At 70.8% G+C, this 22,198-nt stretch carries 17 protein-coding genes; 6 read left to right on the top strand and 11 right to left on the bottom strand.

What is annotated here, in order from left to right; genetic code table 11:
• Window positions 1-26 precede the first annotated feature (26 nt).
• From ACGFZS_RS12195 to ACGFZS_RS12180, 4 genes are read left to right on the top strand one after another with little or no spacing between them, the layout of a single operon-like run.
• The gene (locus ACGFZS_RS12195; protein ID WP_393795009.1) at window positions 27-1,295 is read left to right on the top strand and encodes a glycosyltransferase; all 1,269 of its coding nucleotides are present in this window, start codon (window positions 27-29) and stop codon (window positions 1,293-1,295) included.
• Complete coding sequence (locus tag ACGFZS_RS12190) at window positions 1,292-2,932, top strand: ArnT family glycosyltransferase (protein WP_393795008.1); 1,641 nt, start codon at window positions 1,292-1,294, stop codon at window positions 2,930-2,932. The genes ACGFZS_RS12195 and ACGFZS_RS12190 overlap by 4 nt, the downstream gene beginning before the upstream one ends.
• Window positions 2,929-4,101 (top strand): glycosyltransferase, encoded by a 1,173-nt coding sequence (locus tag ACGFZS_RS12185; RefSeq protein ID WP_393795007.1) that lies wholly within the window; start codon window positions 2,929-2,931, stop codon window positions 4,099-4,101. The genes ACGFZS_RS12190 and ACGFZS_RS12185 overlap by 4 nt, the downstream gene beginning before the upstream one ends.
• Window positions 4,098-6,488, top strand: coding sequence for a galactose oxidase-like domain-containing protein (locus ACGFZS_RS12180; protein ID WP_393795006.1), 2,391 nt, complete (start codon window positions 4,098-4,100; stop codon window positions 6,486-6,488). The genes ACGFZS_RS12185 and ACGFZS_RS12180 overlap by 4 nt, the downstream gene beginning before the upstream one ends.
• A gap of 83 nt (window positions 6,489-6,571) precedes the next feature.
• Here ACGFZS_RS12180 and ACGFZS_RS12175 read toward each other — a convergent pair whose 3' ends face one another.
• The 4 genes from ACGFZS_RS12175 to ACGFZS_RS12160 form a co-directional block, all read right to left on the bottom strand.
• Complete coding sequence (locus tag ACGFZS_RS12175) at window positions 6,572-7,288, bottom strand: Mut7-C RNAse domain-containing protein (protein WP_393795005.1); 717 nt, start codon at window positions 7,286-7,288, stop codon at window positions 6,572-6,574.
• 42 nt (window positions 7,289-7,330) lie between these two features.
• The gene (locus ACGFZS_RS12170) at window positions 7,331-7,945 is read right to left on the bottom strand and encodes a TetR/AcrR family transcriptional regulator (RefSeq protein ID WP_393795004.1); all 615 of its coding nucleotides are present in this window, start codon (window positions 7,943-7,945) and stop codon (window positions 7,331-7,333) included.
• A complete protein-coding gene (locus ACGFZS_RS12165) occupies window positions 7,942-9,510 on the bottom strand; it encodes an MFS transporter (RefSeq protein WP_393795003.1) in 1,569 nt (522 codons plus the stop codon). Before ACGFZS_RS12165 ends, ACGFZS_RS12170 begins: the two co-directional genes overlap by 4 nt.
• 113 nt (window positions 9,511-9,623) lie before the next feature.
• Window positions 9,624-10,310 (bottom strand): hemolysin III family protein, encoded by a 687-nt coding sequence (locus ACGFZS_RS12160; protein ID WP_365687062.1) that lies wholly within the window; start codon window positions 10,308-10,310, stop codon window positions 9,624-9,626.
• A gap of 322 nt (window positions 10,311-10,632) precedes the next feature.
• Between ACGFZS_RS12160 and ACGFZS_RS12155 the strand changes: the two genes are divergently transcribed.
• A complete protein-coding gene (locus tag ACGFZS_RS12155) occupies window positions 10,633-12,459 on the top strand; it encodes a phosphoenolpyruvate carboxykinase (GTP) (RefSeq protein WP_355716892.1) in 1,827 nt (608 codons plus the stop codon).
• 348 nt (window positions 12,460-12,807) lie between these two features.
• Window positions 12,808-14,769 (top strand): calcium-binding protein, encoded by a 1,962-nt coding sequence (locus ACGFZS_RS12150; protein WP_393795002.1) that lies wholly within the window; start codon window positions 12,808-12,810, stop codon window positions 14,767-14,769.
• Window positions 14,770-14,923: 154 nt separating this feature from the next.
• Here the strand turns inward: ACGFZS_RS12150 and ACGFZS_RS12145 are convergent, their stop codons facing one another.
• The 7 genes from ACGFZS_RS12145 to ACGFZS_RS12115 form a co-directional block, all read right to left on the bottom strand.
• Complete coding sequence (locus tag ACGFZS_RS12145) at window positions 14,924-15,535, bottom strand: hypothetical protein (RefSeq protein ID WP_393795001.1); 612 nt, start codon at window positions 15,533-15,535, stop codon at window positions 14,924-14,926.
• A complete protein-coding gene (locus ACGFZS_RS12140; protein WP_393795000.1) occupies window positions 15,522-17,063 on the bottom strand; it encodes a substrate-binding domain-containing protein in 1,542 nt (513 codons plus the stop codon). Before ACGFZS_RS12140 ends, ACGFZS_RS12145 begins: the two co-directional genes overlap by 14 nt.
• Window positions 17,060-18,259, bottom strand: a complete 1,200-nt coding sequence (locus tag ACGFZS_RS12135) for a toxic anion resistance protein (RefSeq protein ID WP_393795457.1) — start codon at window positions 18,257-18,259, stop codon at window positions 17,060-17,062. The genes ACGFZS_RS12140 and ACGFZS_RS12135 overlap by 4 nt, the downstream gene beginning before the upstream one ends.
• Window positions 18,260-18,289: 30 nt before the next feature.
• Window positions 18,290-19,366 (bottom strand): hypothetical protein, encoded by a 1,077-nt coding sequence (locus ACGFZS_RS12130; protein WP_393794999.1) that lies wholly within the window; start codon window positions 19,364-19,366, stop codon window positions 18,290-18,292.
• A gap of 211 nt (window positions 19,367-19,577) precedes the next feature.
• Window positions 19,578-19,985 carry a hypothetical protein gene (locus ACGFZS_RS12125; RefSeq protein ID WP_393794998.1) on the bottom strand — a complete coding sequence of 136 codons (408 nt, stop codon included), beginning with the start codon at window positions 19,983-19,985 and terminating at the stop codon, window positions 19,578-19,580.
• 93 nt (window positions 19,986-20,078) lie between these two features.
• Entirely contained in the window at window positions 20,079-21,290 is a 1,212-nt protein-coding gene (locus ACGFZS_RS12120) for a pyridoxal phosphate-dependent aminotransferase (RefSeq protein WP_393794997.1), read from the bottom strand.
• Between the two features lie 223 nt (window positions 21,291-21,513).
• Window positions 21,514-22,050: a hypothetical protein gene (locus tag ACGFZS_RS12115; protein WP_393794996.1), complete on the bottom strand. Its 537-nt coding sequence runs from the start codon at window positions 22,048-22,050 to the stop codon at window positions 21,514-21,516.
• Between the last annotated feature and the right edge of the window lie 148 nt (window positions 22,051-22,198).

Below are 22,198 nucleotides of genomic sequence, written 5' to 3'. Positions count from 1 at the left end.
GTTTTGGGATCTGGGGGGATCTTTCCTTGCTGACGTCTGTCTTCATCGCTGCCGTCTCGCTGGCCTTGTTCTGGATGGCTGCCTTCACTCTCTGGTGGCAGATGCACGCGTGGCGTACGCCCGAAGTGCTGGCCTCCACCCGGTTCGGCAGACCCGACGGCGGCGAACACCTGTCGTTCTCGCTGCTGCTGCCCGCGCGGCACGAACAGGCCGTGCTCGACCACACCATCCAACGACTGCTGGAGTCCAGCCACACCGACTTCGAGATCATCGTCATCGTCGGCCACGACGACCCCGAGACCACGGCGGTCGCGGAGCGGGCCGCCGAGCGCGACCCGCGCGTGCGGGTCGTCGTCGACACCCACGAGAAGAAGAACAAGCCGAAGGCCATGAACACGGCGCTGCCGCACTGCCGCGGCGACGTCGTCGGGGTCTTCGACGCCGAGGACCAGGTCCACCCGGAGCTGCTCGCCCACGTCGACCACGCCTTCCGCACCACGGAGGCCGACGTCGTCCAGGGCGGCGTCCAGCTCATCAACTTCCACTCCAGCTGGTACAGCCTGCGCAACTGCCTGGAGTACTTCTTCTGGTTCCGGTCCCGGCTCCACCTGCACGCGCAGAAGGGGTTCATCCCGCTCGGCGGCAACACCGTCTTCGTCCGGACGGCCGTGCTCAGGGAGGCCGACGGCTGGGACCCCGACTGCCTCGCCGAGGACTGCGACCTGGGCGTACGGCTCTCGTCCGTCGGCAAGAAGGTCGTCGTCGCCTACGACTCCGACATGGTGACCCGTGAGGAGACCCCGGGCTCCCTCATGTCCCTGCTCAAGCAGCGCACCCGCTGGAACCAGGGCTTCCTGCAGGTCTACCGCAAGCAGGACTGGAAGCAACTCCCCGGCTTCGGCCAGCGGCTGCTCGCCCGCTACACCCTGATGACACCGTTCCTGCAGGCCTTCTCCGGCGTCGTCATCCCGCTCAACGCGGCGGTCGCCCTCTTCCTCGACGTCCCCGTCGGGATCGCCTTCCTCACCTTCCTGCCGCTGGTCACCGCCGCCGTCACCTTCGTCTTCGAGGTGGTCGGGCTGCACGACTTCGGCAAGCAGTACGGGCTGCGCGTCCGCTTCGTGCACTACGTGAAGCTCGTCGTCGGCGGCCCCTTCTACCAGGTCCTCCTCGCCGGAGCAGCGATCCGCGCAGTGTGGCGCGAGCAACGCGGCCGGAACGACTGGGAGTTGACCACTCACGTCGGCGCGCACCTCACCGCGGCCGAGACGATCCGAGAGGACGTTCCTGCGTGACCTCCACCCTTCCCGCGGTGACCGCTCCCAAGGTCCCCGCGCAGCGCCGACCTGTGCCCGCGGCCGGTTCGACCGGTCGAACGAGTTCACCGCTCCGGCTCCGCTCCTCCCGCCCGGACCTGCTCCTGTGCGGGGTCCTGCTGCTCGTGATCCTCGTCGTCCAGGGCTGGAACATCGCCGACTACCCCACCCTCAGCGACGACGAGGGCACCTACCTCGCCCAGGCCTGGGCCGTCCAGGAGGGCCGGGGCCTGGCCCACTACACCTACTGGTACGACCACCCGCCGCTCGGCTGGATCCAGATTGCCCTGCTCACCTGGATACCCTCCGCCCTCGACCCCTCCCTGATGACCGTCGGCTCGATGCGCGTGGCGATGCTCGTGGTCAGCGGCGTCAGCGCGGTCCTCGTCTACGTCCTCGGCCGCCGCCTCTCGCTGCCCCGCTGGGCGGCCGGACTCGGCATGGCCCTGTTCGGGCTCTCGCCGCTCGCGGTCGTCCTGCAACGCGAGATCTTCCTCGACAACATCGCCGTGATGTGGCTGCTGCTGGCCTTCTGCCTCGCCGCCTCGCCCAGCCGCCATCTCTGGCACCACTTCGGCGCCGGACTCGCGGCGGCGGCAGGCGTGCTGACCAAGGAGACGATGCTCGTCGTCCTCCCGGCGCTGCTGGTCACCATGTGGCGCCACGGCCACGCCGACACCCGCAAGTTCGCCCTCACCGGCGCCATCACCGCCTGCACCCTGGCGGGCCTCTCCTACCCCCTGTTCGCCCTCCTCAAGGGCGAGCTGCTGCCGGGCGCCGGCCACGTCTCCCTCTGGGACGGCGTCAAGTACCAGATGTCCCGGCCCGGTTCGGGCTTCCTCCTGGACACCTCCTCCGGCTCGTACGGCGTGCTGCACTCCTGGCTGTACTACGACCGTGTGCTGCCCGTCGGCGGACTCGCCGGCGCCCTGCTCCTGCTCGTCGCGCACCGCTGGTCGGTCACCGCCCGCGCCCTCGCCGGACCGGCCCTCGCCGTGGCCATCCTGACCGCCGTCGCGATGCGCCCGAACGGCTATCTGCCCGCGATGTACATCATCGGCGCGCTGCCCTTCCTGGCCCTCGTCCTCGCCGGCGCCACCGCGTCCGTCGCCCACGCCACCCTGCGCAGATGGCGCGCCGCGAGCGAGCAGCGGGCCGTGACCTACGGCCGGTACGCGCTGGCCGCCGTACTCGCCCTGGCCGCCGGCGCCTATGTCGTACCGAAGTGGTACGACGGCGACCGCACCGCCGTCACCGCCGACGCCAACGCGCCCTACCGGCAGGCCTCGAAGTGGCTCGGCAGCAAGGTCGCCGACCCCGCCGACACCCGCGTCCTCGTCGACGACGCGCTCTGGCTCGACCTCGTCCACCAGGGCTACCGGCCCGGCCTCGGCGTCATCTGGTTCTACAAGGCCGACCTCGACCCGGCCGTCACCAAGACCCTGCCGCACGGCTGGCGCGACCTCGACTACGTGGTCGCCTCGCCGACGGTACGGCGGGACGCCCGCGACCTGCCCAACGTCAAGGCCGCGCTCCGGCACTCCACCCCGGTCGCCGTCTTCGGCACCGGCGACGACCGCATCGAGATCCGGCAGATCGCAGGGGGAGTCCGATGAGCGGCCACGAGTACACCGTCCCCGTCCCGGGGCTCAAAGCCACCGAGGTTCCCGAACCGGGCGCCGTCACCATCGTCGTACCGACCTTCAACGAGTCGGGGAACGTACGGCAGTTGCTGCGCCAGATCACCGAGTCGGTGCCCGCCCGGCTGCCCTGCGAGGTGGTCTTCGTCGACGACTCCACCGACGACACCCCCGAGGTCATCCGCGAGGCCGCGCGGGACTGCCCGTTCCCGGTGGCCGTGCTGCACCGCGAGGAACCGGTGGGCGGACTCGGCGGCGCGGTGGTGGAGGGGCTGAAGGCCGCCACCTCCGACTGGGTCGTGGTCATGGACGGCGACTGCCAGCATCCGCCGTCCCTGGTACCGGAGTTGGTGGCCACCGGGGAGCGGAGCAACGCCGGGCTCGTGGTCGCCTCCCGGTACATCAAGGGCGGCAGCCGGGCCGGGCTCGCCGGCAGCTACCGGGTCGCCGTCTCGCGCGGGGCGACCTGGCTGACCAAGTCCCTGTTCCCGCGCCGGCTGCACGGCATCAGCGACCCGATGAGCGGCTTCTTCGCGATCCGGCGGAGCGTGGTCACGGCCGATGTGCTGAAGCCGCTGGGCTACAAGATCCTCCTGGAGCTGGCGGTACGGAGCCGGCCGCGCGAGGTCGCCGAGGTCCCCTTCGTCTTCCAGGACCGGTTCGCCGGGGAGTCCAAGTCGACCGCGCAGGAGGGCCTGCGCTTCCTGCGCCATCTGGCCGGGCTGCGCACCGCCTCGCCCGCCGCCCGCATGATCGGCTTCGGGCTGATCGGCCTGAGCGGCTTCGTGCCGAACCTCGTCGGGCTGTGGGCGCTGACCGCCCTCGGCCTGCACTACGTCCCCGCCGAGATCCTCGCCAACCAGCTCGGCGTCGCCTGGAACTTCGTCCTCATCGACCATCTGCTGTTCCGCGACCGGCGGGACCATCGCCGCTGGTGGGACCGGGTCGGCCGGTTCGCGCTGCTCGCCAACGCCGACCTGGTGCTGCGCATCCCGCTGATCGCCCTGCTCGTCGGCCGGTTCGGGATGGGGGCGCTGCCCGCGACCGCGCTGGCGCTGGTGACGACGTTCGTCCTGCGCTTCGTGGGGACCGAGGCGCTGGTGTACCTGCCGCGACGCAAGAAAGACGCAAGGAGAGCCGCGTGAAACCGTACCGAAGAAGGACGGCACTGGTCGGGGTGGGCGCCCTGACCGCCGGACTGCTGCTCACCGCACCGCAGTCCGCCGAGGCCGCCAACCTCGTGAAGAACCCGGGCTTCGAGACGACGGGCACGGACGGCATGCCGTACTGCTGGGAGAAGTCCGGCTGGGGCGACAACGACTTCGACTTCGCGACCGTCGCCGACGCCCACTCCGGCTCCGCCGCGATGAAGGTGACGCTGACCCGCCGGGTCGACGGCGACCGCAAAGCCCTGATCACCGAGTCGACCGACTGCGCGCCCGTCGTCACGGCGGGCAAGCAGTACGACCTCTCGCTCTGGTACAAGTCGACGACCCCGGACACCGCCGTCACGCTGTTCCGGCACGACACGACGGCCGGCTGGCAGTACTGGACCGACCTCAAGACCCTCGACATGGCGTCCGCGTACACCCAGGCGACGGTCCGCACCCCCGAGGTGCCCGCCGGTACCGACCGCATCACCTGGGGTGTCTCGGTCTACGGCACGGGCTCGGTGACCACGGACGACTACACCATGGACCAGGTGCCGGACGTCGTGCCGCCGGCCACCTGCACGGGCACCACCGCCCAGTGCGCGGACGGCGGTTGGGAGGTCCTCCCGACCCAGAACCCGGTCCGTTCCATGCACTCCGTCGTCCTCAACAACGGCAAGGTGCTGCTGATCGCGGGCTCCGGCAACAGCGAGGAGAACTTCGCCGCGGGGAGCTTCACCAGCGCGGTGTACGACCCGGCGAACGGCACGTACAAGGTGATCCCGACGCCGAAGGACATGTTCTGCTCCGGGCATGTGCAGCTGCAGGACGGCCGGGTGCTCGTGATGAGCGGCAACAAGGCCTACCCGGTCGCCGGCGGGCACGGCTACGAGGGGTACAAGGACTCGTACGTCTTCGACCCGGTCACCGAGACCTACAGCAAGACCAACGACCTCAACGACGGCCACTGGTACCCGTCGGCGACCGAGCTGGGCAACGGTGACGTCATCTCCTTCGGCGGCCTGCGCGAGGACTCCTCGGGCTCGGTGACGGCGGAGTACTGGTCCGACGCCCAGCAGAAGTGGCTGGGCCTCGGGGACGTGCACCAGACCTGGTCGTACTGGGGGCTGTACCCGTCGATGATCCTGATGCAGGACGGGCGGCTCTTCTACTCCGGCAGCCATGTCTTCGGCAACAACATCCCCGGGACCGGCTCCGCGGTCTACGACTACGACGCCAACACCATCACCCAGATCCCCGGGCTCCAGAACAAGGACGAGCGCGACCAGTCGGCGAGCGTGCTGCTGCCTCCGGCGCAGGACCAGAAGGTGCTCACGCTGGGCGGCGGCAACATCGACTCCAACCCGGACGCGAACCGGCTCACGGACGTCATCGACCTCAAGGCCGCGAACCCGTCGTACGTCGCCGGCCCGCCGCTGCCGCAGGGCACGGTGGACCTGGGGAACGGCAAGGTGGCCGAGACCGGGAACCAGGGCAAGATGTACGTCTCCGCCGTGCTGCTTCCCGACGGCAAGGTCCTTGAGACGGGCGGCGCGCTGCACAACCGGGCCGATCCGGTCTACGAGTCGTCGCTCTACGACCCGGACACCAACACGTTCGACTCCGTGGCCGCGGATCCCGAGGCCCGGGGGTACCACTCCTCGGCGTTCCTGCTGCCCGACGGGCGGGTGATGGCCACCGGCGACAACCCCGGCAACGGCACGTGGAACCACAACGTGTCGATCTACTCGCCGCCCTACCTGTACAAGGGCACCCGGCCGACGATCACCTCCGTCATCAACCAGGAGTGGAAGTACGGCGACACCCAGCGGATCACCGTCGACCGGCCCATCGCCAAGGCGGAGCTGATCCGTCCGGCGGCGGTCACGCACTCGTCCGACCCGAACCAGCGGTTCGTGGACCTGCCGTTGTCCGTCGACGGCAACAACGTCGACCTCAACGTCACCAGCAACCCGAATCTGGCGCCGCCCGGCTGGTACATGCTGTTCGCGGTCGACGCGAACGGGGTGCCGTCGGTGGCCAAGTGGGTGCATCTGCAGGGGCCGGCCGCGCTCGGGGACGCCTCGGCGCACGTCCACTCCTTCGCGGACGCCCTTTCGGGGAAGACCTCGGGGGCGTCGCAGAAGCGGTCCTCGCAGCCGGTCAGCACGACGATCTCCGGGTGCGACCGGCACTACGGGTCGGTGAACGTGTGTGTGCCTACGGTGTTTCCGCGGTCGGTGAAGAAGACGGCGGCGGCGCGGTGTGCGTGGTTGAAGACGAACCAGTACGGGCGGCTGAAGGTGAACGGGAAGGACGATCCGCTGGGCCTTGACCGGAATCGGAACGGGGTGGTGTGCGAGCGGGCTGACGTGCGGTAGTCGGCTGCGGGTGGGTGGGGGCTGGTCGCGCCCACGCGGCGGTAGCCGCATATTGACTACTGCCCCGCGCCCCTAAAGGGGCGCTACATCGCCAGGGCGCGTTTCACGATCTCCTCCAGTTGATCGTGGTGCGCGCCCTTCCAGTAGGCGCGGCCGCAGTCGGTGCACTGGGCGAAGACGTCGTACGAGCGCTCGGTGCCGCCCTTGAGCTGGGCAGCCACTTCCTCCTTGGTCGCCTTCTTCAACAGGCCGTTGCAGGCTGTGCAGCGGGTCCAGGGGTGGAGGTCGGGGCGGAAGCGGTCGAGGATGTCGTGGAGTTGGTCGTCGGGGGCGGTGCTGTAGACGTAGGCGCCGGCCCAGAGTTCGCGGCGGCGGAGGAGGCCCCGGTCGCGGCTGAGCAGGACGCGCCGCTCCGTCGCCGAGCGGGTCGCGAGGGCCGGGTCGCCGATGTCGGTGGACTCGTAGGCCGTGTCCACGCCGAGGAGGCGGAGGCGGCGGGCGAGGGTGCCGAGGTGGACGTCGAGGAGGAAGCGGAGCGGGGCGCCGGGGACGGGCTGGGGGCGGGTGACCGGGCGTACGGTCACCCGCTCGCCGTGCGCCGGGATGTGGGCGACGGGGACCTCGCGGCCGTCCACCAGCAGGGCGCCCACCTCGGTGAGGGGGATGCCGAGGGACTCGATGACGTGGCCGAGCGTCGAGACGCCGTCGACGGCGAGCGGGTGGGCGCCGACGCGCCGGGCGTGCGGGACGAACAGGGCCAGCTCGGGGGCGACTTCGACGTGGATCTCGGGAGCGTTCACCCGGTCAGGATGGCATGGGCGACGGCCGTGACCTCAGTGGTTTTAGGTGGGCAGGCCGTGCTCGATGACGTTCAGGGCGCGGTCGACGAGGGACTCGAAGTCGCCCTCGTGCTCGTTCTCCGCCCAGTACATCGAGACCTCCATCAGCCCGCCGATGAAGGACATCGCGTAGACCCGGACCTCCAGGCTGTCCGGGGAGCGGCCGGTGCGCTCGCCGATGGCCTGGCAGAGCAGGCGGCCGGTGGACGACATGCTCTCCATCATCCGGGAGCGCACCGCGGGGACCTCGACCATGAGCCGGGTGCGCAGTCGGGAGACCGCCGGGTCGTCCTTCACGCCCAGCCGGATCGCCCGGTGCATCACATAGCGGAGGGACTCCGGCCACGGCTCGTCGGTGGGCCGGGCCCGGAGCTCCTCCATGATCAGCAGGTCGTACTCGTCGGTGAGGACGATGTCCTCCTTGGTCGGGAAGTACCGGAAGACCGTGGACGGCGACACCTCGGCCCGCTCGGCGATCTGCTCGATCGTCGTGGCGTCCCAGCCCTGCTCCTCGACCAGCCCGTAGGTGGCCTCACGGATCGCCTCGCGGGTCTTGATCTTCTTCCGTTCGCGGAGGCTGGGCTGGGGGGAGGTGTGCGGTGCCGTCATGGTGGTCATTGTCCGGCATCGGCGGTGGCGGGGGCCACGGCCGGGGACTCGTCTCCTTCGCGGCGGTGGGCGGTCGGCGTGTTGGGCAGGAACGCGGCGGCCAGCAGCGCGGTGGCGAGGGCGGCGATGCCGCAGACCAGCAGGACCAGGCCCATGCCGTGGACGTACGAGGCGTTCGCCGAGGCGATGAGGTGGGTCGAGCCGGTCTTCTCGGCGACCAGGTGGGCGGCGACGACGGATTCGCCGGCGGTGTGCCCCAGCGGGGCGGGCAGGCCGGCGGTGTCCAGGCGGTCGCGGAAGGCGTCGGCCAGCAGGCTGCCGAGCAGGGCGATGCCGATGGCGCCGCCGACCTGGCGCAGGGTCATCAGCAGTCCGGAGCCGCTGCCGGCCCGGTTCGCGGGCAGCGCGGCGAGCGCGCCGTCCATCGAGGGGACGACGGAGAAGCCGAAGCCGAGGCCCGCGACGGAGAGCCACAGCGCGGTGAAGCCGTAGCCGTCGTGGACGGTCGTACGGCTACCGAGGAGGGCGGCGAAGGCGAGGACGACCAGGCCCGCGGCGACCACGGCCCGGGCCCCGAAGCGTTCGACGAGCGGCTGCGCGGCCCGCGCGGCGATGATCAGGCCGCCCATCATGGGCAGCATGCGCAGGCCGGTGCCGAAGGCGTCGTTGCCGAGGACCGCCTGGAGGTAGGGCGGCAGCACGAACATCAGGCCGGAGAGCACGAACATCACCAGGGTCGCCGCGGCCGCGTTCAGCAGGAAGCCGCGGTGGGTGAGCAGCTCCATGTCGAGCATGGGGCGCTCCACCTGGCGTTCGCGCAGCACCAGGGCCCCGACGAGGACCACGGCGAGGGCGAACAGGACCAGGACCAGCGGGTCGCCCCAGCCGCGGTCGGGGGCCTCGATGATCGCGTAGATCAGGGTGCCGAGGCCGGTCGCGGTGAGCACGGTGGACAGGACGTCGACCTTCGGGGAGGCGGGGTCGCTGGTCTCGGGGAGCAGGAAGACGCAGGCGGCGACGCCGATGGCGACCATCGGGACGTTGATCAGGAAGACCGAGCCCCACCAGAAGTGGTTGAGCAGCCAGCCGCCGATGATCGGGCCGAGCGGCAGACCGAGCGCGGAGGCGGCCGAGACGATGCCGACGGCCCGGGTGCGCTCGCCGGGCCCGAACAGCGAGGGCAGTACGGACATCGCCAGCGGCATGACCAGGGCCGCGCCGACGCCCATCACGGTGCGGGCGGCGACCACCCAGTTCACGTCGCCGGTGAGGGCGCCGATCACCGAGCCGACCAGGAAGATCACGAGGCCGGTGACGAGCATCCGGCGGCGGCCGAAGCGGTCGCCGAGCAGTCCGGCCGGGAGCATCAGCGAGGCGAAGACGACGACGTACGCGTCGGCCATCCACTGCTGCTGGCTGGTGGTGGCGCCGAGCTGCTCGGCCATGGTCGGCAGCGCCACGTTGAGGATCGTGGTGTCGAAGCCGAGCACCAGCATGCTCGCGACCAGGGCGCCCAGCGCCCACCAGCGGCGGGGGTCGAGACGTGTCTCTTCGGAGTGAGTGACAGTAGCCATGAAATGAGAGTAGCTCTCAAAATATATGGACTGTCAATGGGGAGTCGATGTCAGGGCGTGAAAAAGTGGCCACGGCTGGGGAGCCGTGGCCACTCGGAGGAGAGGCGGGGGAGCTACGCGTGCTGGTACGCCACCAGGGAGATCCCCACGTAGTGGACGACGAACGCGGCCAGCGTGAACGAGTGGAAGACCTCGTGGAAGCCGAAGTAACGCGGAGACGGGTTGGGGCGCTTGATGCCGTAGATCACGCCGCCCGCGCTGTAGAGCAGGCCGCCCACGATCACCAGGACCAGCACGGCGATACCGCCGGTGCGCATGAAGTCGGGCAGGAAGAAGACCGCCGCCCAGCCCATCGCTATGTAGCAGGGCGTGTACAGCCAGCGCGGGGCGCCGACCCAGAACACCCGGAAGACGATGCCCGCGGCCGCCGCGCCCCAGATGCCCCACAGCAGCCACTGCCCCTTCGCCCCGGGCAGCAGCAGCATCGTCAGGGGCGTGTACGTGCCCGCGATGATCAGGAAGATGTTGGCGTGGTCGAGTCTGCGCAGGATGCCGTCCATGCGCGGGCTCCAGTCGCCCCGGTGGTACAGCGCGCTCACGCCGAACAGCAGGCAGGCCGTCAGGACGTAGATCCCGCAGGCGATCCGGCCGCGCGGTGAGTCCGCGAGGGCGGTGAGGACGAGTCCCGCGACGAGTACGGCCGGGAACATGCCCAGGTGCAGCCAGCCGCGCAGCTTGGGCTTGACCTGTTGCGACAGGGACGAGAGCGCGGCGGGGGCGGACGCAGTCATGCACCGCATCGTACCTACGGAACCGTAGGTCACGGGTCGGTCTCGCTTTATGACCTTGCCGGAGTGGCCATCGTCTCATCTCTCGCAAAAAGATCTCAAGCTGAACTCCACGTGGACGCAAAGAAGCGCAGGAAAACACGGAAACCGTGGCGTTCCTCACGTCGCTCATCTGTGACTCCCTCTGGACAGATGGGTGATCGAGTCGGAGGATCAAATGAGTGCGGTCGGCACCGGATGAGCGGCTACGAAGCATCCGGGTCGCGGCCCCCACGGGGCAACGAGGTCCTCAGCGGACCAAAAAGATCAAAAAAACCCTCATTTAGGAGCAATCGTGGCGCGCGACATCGCGGCTCCCACCACCGTCATCCCCACCAACCATCAGGAACTGATCTCGTGGGTCAACGAGATCGTCGAACTGACGCAGCCGGACAGCGTGGTCTGGTGTGACGGATCCGAGGCCGAGTACGAGCGACTGTGCGAAGAGCTCGTGGCGAAGGGCACCTTCAAGAAGCTCGACCCGATCAAGCGCCCCCACTCCTACTACGCGGCCTCCGACCCGACCGATGTCGCCCGGGTCGAGGACCGCACCTTCATCTGCTCCGAGCAGGAGAAGGACGCCGGCCCGACCAACCACTGGAAGGACCCCGCGGAGATGCGGGAGATCTTCAGCGGCGAGAAGGGCCTGTTCCGCGGCTCGATGAAGGGCCGGACGATGTACGTCGTCCCGTTCTGCATGGGCCCGCTGGGCTCGCCGCTCTCCGCGCTCGGCGTGGAGATCACCGACTCCGCGTACGTCGCCGTCTCCATGCGCACGATGACGCGCATGGGCCAGGCCGTCCTCGACGAACTCGGTGACGACGGCTTCTTCGTGAAGGCCGTGCACACCCTCGGCGCCCCGCTCGCCGAGGGCGAGGCGGACGTCCCCTGGCCGTGCAACCAGACCAAGTACATCTCGCACTTCCCCGAGTCGCGCGAGATCTGGTCCTACGGCTCCGGCTACGGCGGCAACGCCCTGCTCGGCAAGAAGTGCTACGCCCTGCGCATCGCGTCGGTCATGGCACGCGACGAGGGCTGGCTCGCCGAGCACATGCTGATCCTCAAACTGACGCCCCCGCAGGGCGAGTCGAAGTACGTCGCCGCCGCCTTCCCGAGCGCCTGCGGCAAGACCAACCTCGCCATGCTGGAGCCCACCGTCTCCGGGTGGACCGTCGAGACCATCGGCGACGACATCGCCTGGATGCGGTTCGGCGAGGACGGCCGCCTCTACGCGATCAACCCCGAGGCCGGCTTCTTCGGCGTCGCGCCCGGCACCGGTGAGCACACCAACGCCAACGCGATGAAGACGCTGTGGGGCAACGCGGTCTTCACCAACGTCGCGCTCACGGACGACGACGACATCTGGTGGGAGGGCATGACGGAGGAGACTCCGGCCCACCTCACGGACTGGAAGGGCAACGACTGGACGCCGGGCTCCGAGACCCCGGCCGCCCACCCCAACGCCCGCTTCACCGTCCCGGCCTCGCAGTGCCCGATCATCGCGCCGGAGTGGGAGGACCCGAAGGGCGTGCCGATCTCGGCGATCCTCTTCGGCGGCCGCCGCGCCACCGCCGTCCCGCTGGTGACCGAGTCCTTCGACTGGAACCACGGTGTCTTCCTCGGCGCCAACGTGGCCTCCGAGAAGACCGCCGCCGCCGAGGGCAAGGTCGGCGAGCTGCGCCGCGACCCGTTCGCGATGCTGCCGTTCTGCGGCTACAACATGGGCGACTACATGGCCCACTGGGTCGACGTCGCCAAGGACAAGGACCAGGCGAAGCTCCCGAAGATCTACTACGTCAACTGGTTCCGCAAGAACGACGCGGGCAAGTTCGTCTGGCCCGGCTTCGGCGAGAACTCCCGCGTCCTGAAGTGGATCGTGGAGCGGCTGGACGGCAAGGCCGAGGGCGTGGAGACGCCGATCGGTGTGCTGCCGACCCGGGAGGCCCTCGACACCAACGGGCTCGACCTCGCCGACAGCGACCTCGACTTCCTGCTGACCGTCGACAAGGAGGTCTGGCGGGAGGAGGCCGCGCTCGTCCCCGACCACCTCAACACCTTCGGCGAGCACACGCCGAAGGAGCTGTGGGACGAGTACCGGTCGCTGGTCGAGCGCCTGGGCTGAGTCCCGTACGAAAGACTCCGCGGCCGGTTGGGGGATGTGCCCTGACCAGCGATCGTCACGGCCGGCCGCGGTGTGTACCGGCGAGGCCGCGCACAACGGCGTGTGCGGCCGACAGGCCTGCCGTCACCTGCCTCCGTCCGCCCCGACGGTCGCGGTGACGGCGGGCCTTCGCCTGTGTGGGTGGGGTACCGGTCGCCCGCCGGGCTGATTTCCTGCGGCCGGTGGGCGCAAGGCGGCTCGTGGCGTGTGGACCCGGGGACCGGCGCCGGGACGCTGGCGTCCATGATCACACCATATGTTCGATCGTTCACACCTGGCGTTCGATCGCTCACGATCCGGGCCGGAACCGTGACGGCCGCCCTCCTGGCGCTCGTCCTGGCCCTGCCCGGCACCGCGGTCGCCGCCCCCGGCGACCTGGACACCGGCTTCGGCAACGGCGGCACGGTCCTCACCGACGTCGGCGGCACCGACTCGGCGAACGACGTGGCGGTACAGCCGGACGGCAAGATCGTCTCCGTCGGCTCCTCCGCCGACGACTCGGTACCGGAGAGCGACTTCGCGCTGACCCGGCACAACCCCGACGGCACCCTGGACCCGGGCTTCGGCGGCGACGGCAAGGTCACCACGCCCATCAACAACATGATCACGGACGGCGACCTCCAGTGGAGCGAGGCGCACGCCGTGGCGCTGCAGCCCGACGGCAAGATCGTGGTGGCGGGCGGCAGTTGGCGCGGGTACGAGAACTGCTGCTGGTTCACGGTGGCCCGCTACAACACGGACGGCACGCTGGACACGGGCTTCGGCGGCGGTGACGGCCGGGTGTTCACCGACTTCGGCACCCCCGAGGAGGCCATGGACGTCGCGGTGCAGCCCGACGGAAAGATCGTCGCCGCGGGCTATGTCGGCGGCCAGGCCGCGGTCGCCCGCTACAACTCCGACGGCAGCCCGGACACCGGCTTCAGCGGCGACGGCATGGTCACCACCCCGCTGGGCACCTCCCCGCAGGAGGGCGGCGACGTGCGCGCCCTCGCCCTCCAGCCCGACGGCAGGATCGTGGTCGCGGGCCAGGTCGGACAGACCCGCTTCGACTTCGTGCTCGTCCGCTACAACGCCGGTGGCACCCTCGACACCGGGTTCGGCAACGGCGGCATCCAGCGCACCGACTTCGGCGGCTACGACACCGCGGAGGCGCTCGCCGTCCAGCCCGACGGCAAGATCGTCGCGGCCGGCGCGGGCGGCGCCGGGGTCGCGCTGGCCCGCTACAACACCAACGGCACCCTGGACCCGAGCTTCGACGGCAACGGCCTGGCCGTCACCCCCGGCGGGTCCGGCCAGGACGTGAAGCTGCAGAGCGACGGACGGATCGTCGTCGCCGGCAGCGGGACCGGCGGGTTCAACGTCTGGCGGTACAACACCGACGGCAGCCTGGACAGCGGCTTCGGCACCGGCGGCCGGGTGGCCACGGGCTTCGGCGGCACCGACGCCGCCCACGGCGTGGCGATCCAGTCCGACGGCAGGATCGTCGCCGCCGGCCAGGGCGGACCGGGCAGCGACTTCGCACTCGCCCGCTACCTGGGCGGCGGCACGACCCCGCCCCCGCCCACCGCCGACCTCTCCGTCACCAAGACCGGCCCGGCCTCCGTCACCCTCGGCGACCGCGCCACCTACACCGTCCGCGTGACCAACGCGACCGCCTCCACCGCGACCGCCACCGGGGTCACCCTGACCGACGCCCTCTCCGGCGGGGGCGCGACCCTGATCTCGGCCACGCCCTCCCAGGGCAGCTGCGCCACCACCGCCACCGGCGCCACCTGCTCCCTGAACACCCTGGCCGCGGGCGCGAGCGCGACGGTCACGGTGGTCGCCGAACCCCGCGCCACCGGCACCCTCCGCAACACCGCCACGGTGACGGCCACCCAGACCGACCCGGCGACCGGCAACAACACCGCCACGGCCACCGGCACCGCCGCCAACTCCCGGGGCTGCACCATCATCGGCACCAGCGGCACCGACACCCTCACCGGCACCAGCGGCAACGACGTGATCTGCGGCCTGAGCGGCAACGACACCCTCCGCGGCGTCGACGGCGCCGACACCGTCTACGGCGACTACGGCAACGACATCATCGACGGAGGCAACGGCAACGACACCCTCAACGGCGGCCCGGGCAACGACACCGTGAACGGCTCCGCGGGCAACGACCGGGTGACCACCACCGACGGCGTCTCCGGCAACGACACGGCCAACGGCGGCCTCGGCTTCGACACCTGCACCACCGACCCGGGCGACAGCCGCATCAGCTGTCCCTGACCACCCGCCGGCTCCGGCCCCTCGCGCTCCGCGGGGGGCCGGCCGTCTGCTGTCTGCCGTCTGCGGCGCCGTCGTGGCTGGTCGCGCAGTTCCTCCCCCAGCCTTCGGCCGGGGGTACCCCCAGCGCCCCTTTGGGGCGCCGAACCGCAGCGGATTAGTTGTTCCGGTCCTCCAGGTACCGCGTGTGGGTCTCCTGGCGCCTGGCCTCCGTGTCGCGCAGCGCGGCCGCCAGTTCCTCGGCCTCCTCCTTCAGGAGGCCCAGCTGGCGCTCCAGGTGCTTCTCCGGCGGCTCCTGTCCGGGTGCCAGACGTGTCCACCACCGGGTGCGGACGAAGCTGTCGACGGCCTCCGGGATGTCCTGCCGTACCGTCCGTGACAGGACGTGGACGCCCTCCGGGTCCTCGGCGAGCAGCTCGGCGGGCCGGCCCGGGTCGAGCAACGCCGTCAGCAGGTCCGTCAGTTCCGCCAGCCGCGCCTCGGTGGAGGCCGGCAGGCCGACCTCCGCCAGATAGGTCTCCAGCTTGCGGAAGTCCGCCCGCACCTCGCCCAGCTGGGCGGACGGGGTGGGGAACTCCGGCAGCGGCGGGCGTTCCGGCGGGGCGATCAGCGCGCCCGCGCCGTACAGGCCCGCCACCACGACCGGCCAGTACGTGCCCGCGACCCCGGTGAAGGTCAGCACCAGGCCGACGAGACCGGCCGCGCCGCCCGTGAGGTTCTTCCGGGACTCGAGGTAGGCGAGGACCCCGTTGGTCTTATTGGTAGCCACGGATCTCCTCGAAGGCGCCGTCCAGGGAGCCCTGCTGCGCGTCGAAGAGACGGCCGCCGGTCAGGGTGGCGATGTGCTGGAGTTCGGCGCGGGAGGAGTCGCCGAAGAGGATGGGGAAGACGGGGATCTGCTGCCGGTCGGCGGAGAGCTTGTTGTAGAAGGCGTCGAAGTCACCGACCTTGGCACCCGTGGTGTTCTCGCCGTCGGTCATCAGCACGATCGACGTGAAGGTCTCCTGGGAGGGGTTCAGCTGCGCGTACGCCTTCTCCAGGGAGGTGTAGATCGCCGTGTTGCCGTCGGCGTGCAGGGCGTCGGTGTCCTTGCGGATCGCGGCGAGGTCGGACTTGTCGTCGACCACATGGGTGCTGACGCTCTTCACGTCCGAGCCGAACGGCATCAGGGTGACCTCCTCGCGGTCGCGGAAGTCACCGGTGAGGCCGGTGAGCGCGGCCTTCAGGCGGGAGAGGCGGTCGCCCTCCATCGAGCCCGAGGTGTCCAGGACGTAGACCGTGCGGGAGGGCCGGCGCAGGTCGTTCTCGTAGGCGGAGATCAGCCCGTCGGCCACCGACTGGCTGCCGGGGAAGGGGAGTTCGCGACGGCGGCTGGTGTCCAGGCCGGCGGCCGGCGGGACGGCGGCCACCACCGGGCGGCGGTGCGTGGTGTCCGTGATGAGTTTCTGCACGGCCGCCGTGCGCAGGTCCTCCGTCACCCGGCGGACGTCCTCGCGGGTCGCCGAGGAGGTCGAGGCCAGCGAGGAGAGCGGGTAGTCGGCGGTGACCACACCGTCGGTCGGACGGATCACCGTCAGGCCGGGGATCTCCTGGAGGACCGACTCGTAGTTGAGCAGCGCGTCGACGTTGCCGCGCCGCTTGTAGGCCGAGGCCAGCCAGCCGGAGGAGCCCGAGGTCAGGGTCTGGCCCCGGAAGAACTTCTTCAGCCGGGGCGTCGCCTTGGTGACGTCGGCGTCCGTGAGCGCCGACTGGGCGCCGGAGAGCGCGGAGGCCACCGAGACCAGCGTGGAGAAGCCGGAGTTGGAGCGCGCCGGGTCGGTCATGCCGTACGTCAGCCTGCCCGCCTCGACGGCCTGCTCGACCTGGGACCAGGTGACGGCGGCCGGCTTCCAGCCCAGCGACCGGACGGTGGCCGTCTTCACGCCGATCGCGACCGGGCTGGACATGATCGAGGTCTCGGAGACGACCTTCTTCGCCGCCTCGGGGCGCAGCCGCAGATAGTCGTCGGAGGACAGCCACAGCGCGTCGTACCTGCCGGCCGTCTTCCCCTTGGCCAGCAGGTCGACGGCGTCCAGGGTGCCCATGTAGGTCGGGCGGATGGTGACACCCGTGTCCTTGCGGACACGCTCGAACACGGCCGTCATGTCGCTGAGTTCGGAGGACGCGAGGACCCGCAGGGTGCCCGCCTTCGGGGCCGTGGAGTCGTCGTCGCCGTGGTCCTCGGGGGTGCAGCCCGCCAGGACGACGGCCGCCGCCGCAAGGAGGGCGGAAAGGGCGTGCAACGTGCGTCTGTTCATGCGAGGCCGCCCTCCAGCGCGCCCTTCGCCCGGCTGCGCTCCAGGTAGGCGCTCGCCTGCTGGAGTTCGTCCGTGAGGGACTGCACGGTGTTCGCCATCACCTCGGTCGCCTGCACCTTGTAGGTGTCGATGGCGTCGAGGGTGCGGTAGATCTGCTGGAAGGCGGCGCGCAGGGTCTCGGCGCCGACGGCCGGGTCGGCCGCGATCCGCTGGATCTCGCCGCTCTGCGTGGCGAGCATCTCGGCGTTGCCCCGGATCAGTTCCTCGGTCGTCCCGCGCAACGCGTTGACCTGCTCGATGACCTTCTTCTGGTTGTCGAGCGCGGAGGCCAGCATCACCGAGATGCGCAGGGCGGACACGGTGGTGGTGGCGGCCCGTTCGACGCCCTTGATCAGCTCGTCGTTGTTGCGGCGTACGACGTCCATCGCCAGGTAGCCCTGCGCGGAGACCGCGAGCTGGGTGAGCAGGTCCTGGTGCTTCTGCCGGACCGGGAAGAGCACGTCCGCGCGGACGGCGTCGGCCTCCTGGGGGTCCGTGAGCCGGACGACGTGCTGCTCCACGGCGGTGTCCAGGGCCTGGGTGAGGACCACGTACTCCTGGAGCTTGCCCATGGTCTCCCACAGCCGGACCCGCTCGGTCTGCAACGCGGCGTTGTCCCGCCGGAGTTCGTCCTGCCCGCCGCGCAGCGAGCCCACGATCTTGTTCAGCGTGCCCTGCGCGGAGGCGTACTTGGCGACGTGGTCGCGGAGCTTGTTGCCGCCGGGCAGCCGGGAGAGGAACTTGCGGCCCTTGCTCGCGGGCAGGTCGCGCGGGTCCAGGTCCTCGACGACCCGGCGGAGTTCGACGAGCGAGCCGGCCACCTTGGCCTGGGCGTCGCCGCCCTTGTCGGGCAGGCTGCGCACCGCGCGCTCCAGCATGCGGTTGGACTGCGAGGCGGCGGTGCGCATCTCGCCGGCGCCGAGGCCGGTGATCTCGCCGACCTTGCTCGCGAACTCCGGTGACCGGGCGTCCAGGGCGGCGAGGTCCCGGACGTAGCCGGCGGCCTTGTGCGCCATGTCCGCGCGGACGCTGTCCTCCACGGGCACCAGCCCGCCGGCCTTCTCCCGCGGCACGGGCGCGACGGCCTCCGGCGGGGTCAGGGTGAAGACGTCCTCACCGCTGAGGGTGGGCGCGTGGTCACCGCCGCTCGGCGTCATCTTGTCGAAGTTGCTCACAGGATCCCCCCGTCAGCCGCGCGCCCGGCGGGCCATCTCGTGCAGCACCGCGGAGGTGGGCACGGGCGCCTGCCGGACGCCGGTCAGTGTCTGGTTGAGGTAGGCGGCGTGGTCGGCCGTGGCCTTGACGAACTCGGCGGAGTCGCCCTGGGGCCGGAAGCCGTGCTTGACGGCGAGCTTGCGCAACGTCGGGTCGGTGCTGAGGAGTTGGCCCAGCTCCCGGCCGGCGTCGTCCAGCGGCACGATCGTGTGGTCGCTGTTGACGGTGGTGTCCGGGTAGAGGACCACGAGGTCGTCGGCGCCGTGCTGTTCGGCGAGCAGCGACACCACCTGCGACTCGTAGAGGCACACCAGCGGGTTTCCGGCGCCGCTGATGAAGTCCCGGAACACCGAGTCGCTGCTGGGCTGCTGGGCGCCCTGCACGCTGACGAGCTTGTGCAGCAGCGGGGCGGTCCGCGCGACCTCGGCGGTGCTCGACACCACCCGGCCGCCGTTGGCGACATAGGAGGCGGCGGCCAGGTAGAGGGCGCCGGAGTTGGAGGTCTCGGGGTCGGTGCTGGTGATGTACAGCGTCCCGGTCAGCTCTCCGTGTGCCTTGGCCCCCTTGAGCTGCTGCCAGGTGCGGTCGTGCTCGGCCGCGTCCAGGTAGGCGCTCATCTTCAGGGTGCCCTTGCCCTTGCCGTCGAGCACGGCGAGCCCGTTGGCGGCGAGCACCCCGGCCGCGCTGCGGTGGGCCACCACCACGAGCGGCGAGTAGAAGGGCCGGGGCAGGGGCTGACGCGCGTGGTACTTCCCGGCCAGCTGGTCGGCGGGTGCCGAGCTGGACGGGAAGGCGAAGTCGTAGCCCTTCAGGTTCAGGTCCTCCATGGCCCAGGACCCCGACGCCTCCGTCTTCACGGTGTAGCCCTTGGCGGCGAGGGCCTTCACCACATCGGGATCGGCGAAGAAGTCCGACTTCTCCGAACCGATCACACCACGCACGGTCTTCGTTGCCGTGCCCTTGTCATCCCCATGTCGGCCTGCGACGACGGCAGCCACCACGCCACCGATCAGCAGCACCGCCAGGACGATTCCCGCGATACGTCTCACGCGGGGGAGCGTGCTCGCGGAACTCCACGTTCCTGGGCGTCCTGGGTGAACGGGGGGTGAATCGGACGTCCCGGATTACAACGGGGGGACGAGGATCGAGCAGAGGTGCGCCGGCCGTGCGGGCCACCGGGTGGCGCGGGAGGTCGGGAGGGTGTGGCAACCCGGTCCGCGCGTCGCTGCGGGAGCGCGCGGACCGGGGCCGTTCGAGGGGTCAGCCGGCGGTGGTGAGTTCCGTGGCCGCCGCGTGTGCGTCCATGCGCTCGGCGGCGAGGATCGCCGCCGCGGTGTCCGCGCGGGACGCCGCGACCACCAGGGCCCGGCCCGCGAGCGCGTGGGCGCGCTCGTGGAGCGCGGCCGACTGCCCGGCCGCCGTCAGTGACGCGCGGACCGGGGTCCGTCCGCCCCGCAGCCGGGCCACCTGCTCGGCCAGCCGGGTCGCGGCCGTGTCGAGGTCGGTGGACGGAGTGAGGGAGCGCAGCTCGTCGGTGACGGCGAGCAGTGCCGCGAGATGTCCCGCGAGCTGGATGTCCAGCTCCTCCTCGCGCGAGCGGTGCGGGAAGTCGGAGGGGGCGCCGGCCATCGTGCTGTGCACCGACTTGGTGCGGATCGGTTCGTACATGGGAGATGGCCTCCTGTGCTGTGACAGGAAACCATCCTAGCTTAGATCTCGTCTAAAGTTGACCCGCGTCACGGTCGGTGGCCCGGCGGCTACCTATGGCTGGCCGTACCCGTCCAGGAACCGGCCGATCCGGGTGATAGCGTCCCGCAGGTCGCCCACCGTCGGCAGGGTCACCACCCGGAAGTGATCCGGCTCCGGCCAGTTGAAGCCGGTGCCCTGGACGACCATGATCTTCTCCTGGCGCAGCAGGTCCAGGACCATCTGCCGGTCGTCCTTGACCTTGAAGACCTGGGGGTCGAGCCGCGGGAAGAGGTAGAGGGCGCCCTTGGGGCGGACGCAGCTCACGCCCGGGATCTGGGTGAGCAGCTCGTAGGCCGTGTCCACCTGCTCCTTCAGCCGCCCGCCCGGCAGGACCAGGTCGTTGATCGTCTGGCGCCCGCTGAGCGCGGCCACGACCCCGTGCTGGCCGGGCATGTTCGCGCACAGCCGCATGTTCGCGAGGATCGTCAGGCCCTCGATGTAGGACTCGGCGTGCGCGCGCGGGCCGGAGACGGACATCCAGCCGACCCGGTAGCCGGCCACCCGGTACGCCTTCGACATGCCGTTGAAGGTGAGGGTGAGCAGATCGGGGGCGACCTTGGCGGTCGGGGTGTGCGTGGCGCCGTCGTAGAGGATCTTGTCGTAGATCTCGTCCGAGCAGACCAGCAGGTTGTGGCGGCGGGCGATGTCGGTCAGCCCGCGCAGCATCGCCTCGTCGTACACCGCGCCCGTCGGGTTGTTCGGGTTGATGACGACGATCGCCTTGGTGCGGTCGGTGACCTTGCGCTCTATGTCGGCGAGGTCGGGCATCCAGTCCGCCTGCTCGTCGCAGCGGTAGTGCACGGCGGTGCCGCCGGAGAGGGAGACCGCCGCGGTCCACAGCGGGTAGTCCGGCGCCGGTACGAGGACCTCGTCGCCGTCGTCCAGCAGGCCCTGCATCGCCATCACGATCAGCTCGGAGACGCCGTTGCCGATGAAGACGTGCTCGACGTCGGTCTCGATGCCGATGGTCTGGTTGTGCATGACGACCGCGCGCCGGGCGGCCAGCAGGCCCTTCGCGTCGCCGTAGCCGTGTGCCGAGGAGACGTTGCGGAGGATGTCCTCCAGGATCTCCGGCGGGCACTCGAAGCCGAAGGCGGCCGGGTTCCCGGTGTTCAGCTTGAGGATGCGGTGTCCCGCGGCCTCTAGCCGCATCGCCTCCTCGAGAACCGGCCCCCGGATCTCGTAACAGACATTGGCGAGCTTGGTCGACTGGATCACCTGCATGCCGGTGAGCTTACGGGGAGGTAACACGCGCCGTGTCGTGTTTTCCGACACGTGAGACATGGGCGTGGTGCGCGCGGGGGCCCGCCTGAGTGCGGGCGGGGCCTTCGTTGCGACACGGCGGTTTGGCCTGTTATCGCCGGTAGCTGTCTCAAAGGCCCCTCCTCTCCCTACAATCCGCGTCCATGCCGAGACCTGCCGAGGACGAGACCGGGGCGCCCAGCGTCTACCAATCCCAGGGCGAACCGGCGCCCGCGTACGGGGAGTACCGGGATCCCGCGTCCGCGCACGGCTGGCTCAACGCATACGACGAGACGCGCGAACTGCCCCGGATCGCCCCCGCCGCTCCGCGGCCGGGCCGCGCGGACCGGCGGCGGGCGGCCCGCGGTACGGCCGGGCGCCGCTCCAGGCGCGTGGCGGTCGCCGTGGGGGCGGTGGGCGCCGCGTCCGCGGCCGCGCTGATCGCCGGCTTCGCCCTCTCCTCGTCGCCCGACGGCACCCGGGGGGAGCGGGACCGTACCCGCCTCGCGACGGACGGGTCCTCGGCGCGGGCCCAGGCGCCGGAGGGCGGTCCGGGCAGCGCGTCCGCCGTCGCGCCCTCGGTGAGGTCGGCCGCGCCGGTCGCGCGGACGCCCTCGGTCCGGGCCACCACGCCGACGGCCGCGGCCTCCACGGCCGGGGCGTCCGGGCCGGCGAGCGCCACCCCGACCCGCAGGGCGAGCGCGACGCCGACGTCTACGTCCGCACCTGCGCCGAGCGCCACCGCGGTGACGTCGACCCCGACCCCGACCTATCCGGGGCGCGGCTGGGGGCACGGGCGGGGCGGCGGTGGCAGGTCCCACTAGCGGACCGTACGGAAATCCGCCAACGCCGGGCCTGAAACAACTCCTTGCTCTCGCGGCCTGTTGTGT

Source organism: Streptomyces sp. NPDC048288 (assembly GCF_043201555.1).
Taxonomy (GTDB): Bacteria; Actinomycetota; Actinomycetes; order Streptomycetales; family Streptomycetaceae; genus Streptomyces.
The sequence above is the reverse complement of the archived record's forward strand: the minus strand, read 5'-3'. Positions and strand labels throughout refer to the sequence as shown.

Excerpts from the sequence above, each read along its gene's own strand:
- ACGFZS_RS12185 (WP_393795007.1), top strand. The coding sequence starts at position 2,929 with ATGAGCGGCCACGAGTACACCGTCCCCGTCCCGGGGCTCAAAGCCACC.
- ACGFZS_RS12170 (WP_393795004.1), bottom strand. The coding sequence starts at position 7,945 with ATGACCACCATGACGGCACCGCACACCTCCCCCCAGCCCAGCCTCCGC.
- ACGFZS_RS12165 (WP_393795003.1), bottom strand. The coding sequence starts at position 9,510 with ATGGCTACTGTCACTCACTCCGAAGAGACACGTCTCGACCCCCGCCGC.
- ACGFZS_RS12160 (WP_365687062.1), bottom strand. The coding sequence starts at position 10,310 with ATGCGGTGCATGACTGCGTCCGCCCCCGCCGCGCTCTCGTCCCTGTCG.
- ACGFZS_RS12140 (WP_393795000.1), bottom strand. The coding sequence starts at position 17,063 with ATGAACAGACGCACGTTGCACGCCCTTTCCGCCCTCCTTGCGGCGGCG.
- ACGFZS_RS12135 (WP_393795457.1), bottom strand. The coding sequence starts at position 18,259 with ATGACGCCGAGCGGCGGTGACCACGCGCCCACCCTCAGCGGTGAGGAC.
- ACGFZS_RS12125 (WP_393794998.1), bottom strand. The coding sequence starts at position 19,985 with ATGTACGAACCGATCCGCACCAAGTCGGTGCACAGCACGATGGCCGGC.
- ACGFZS_RS12120 (WP_393794997.1), bottom strand. The coding sequence starts at position 21,290 with ATGCAGGTGATCCAGTCGACCAAGCTCGCCAATGTCTGTTACGAGATC.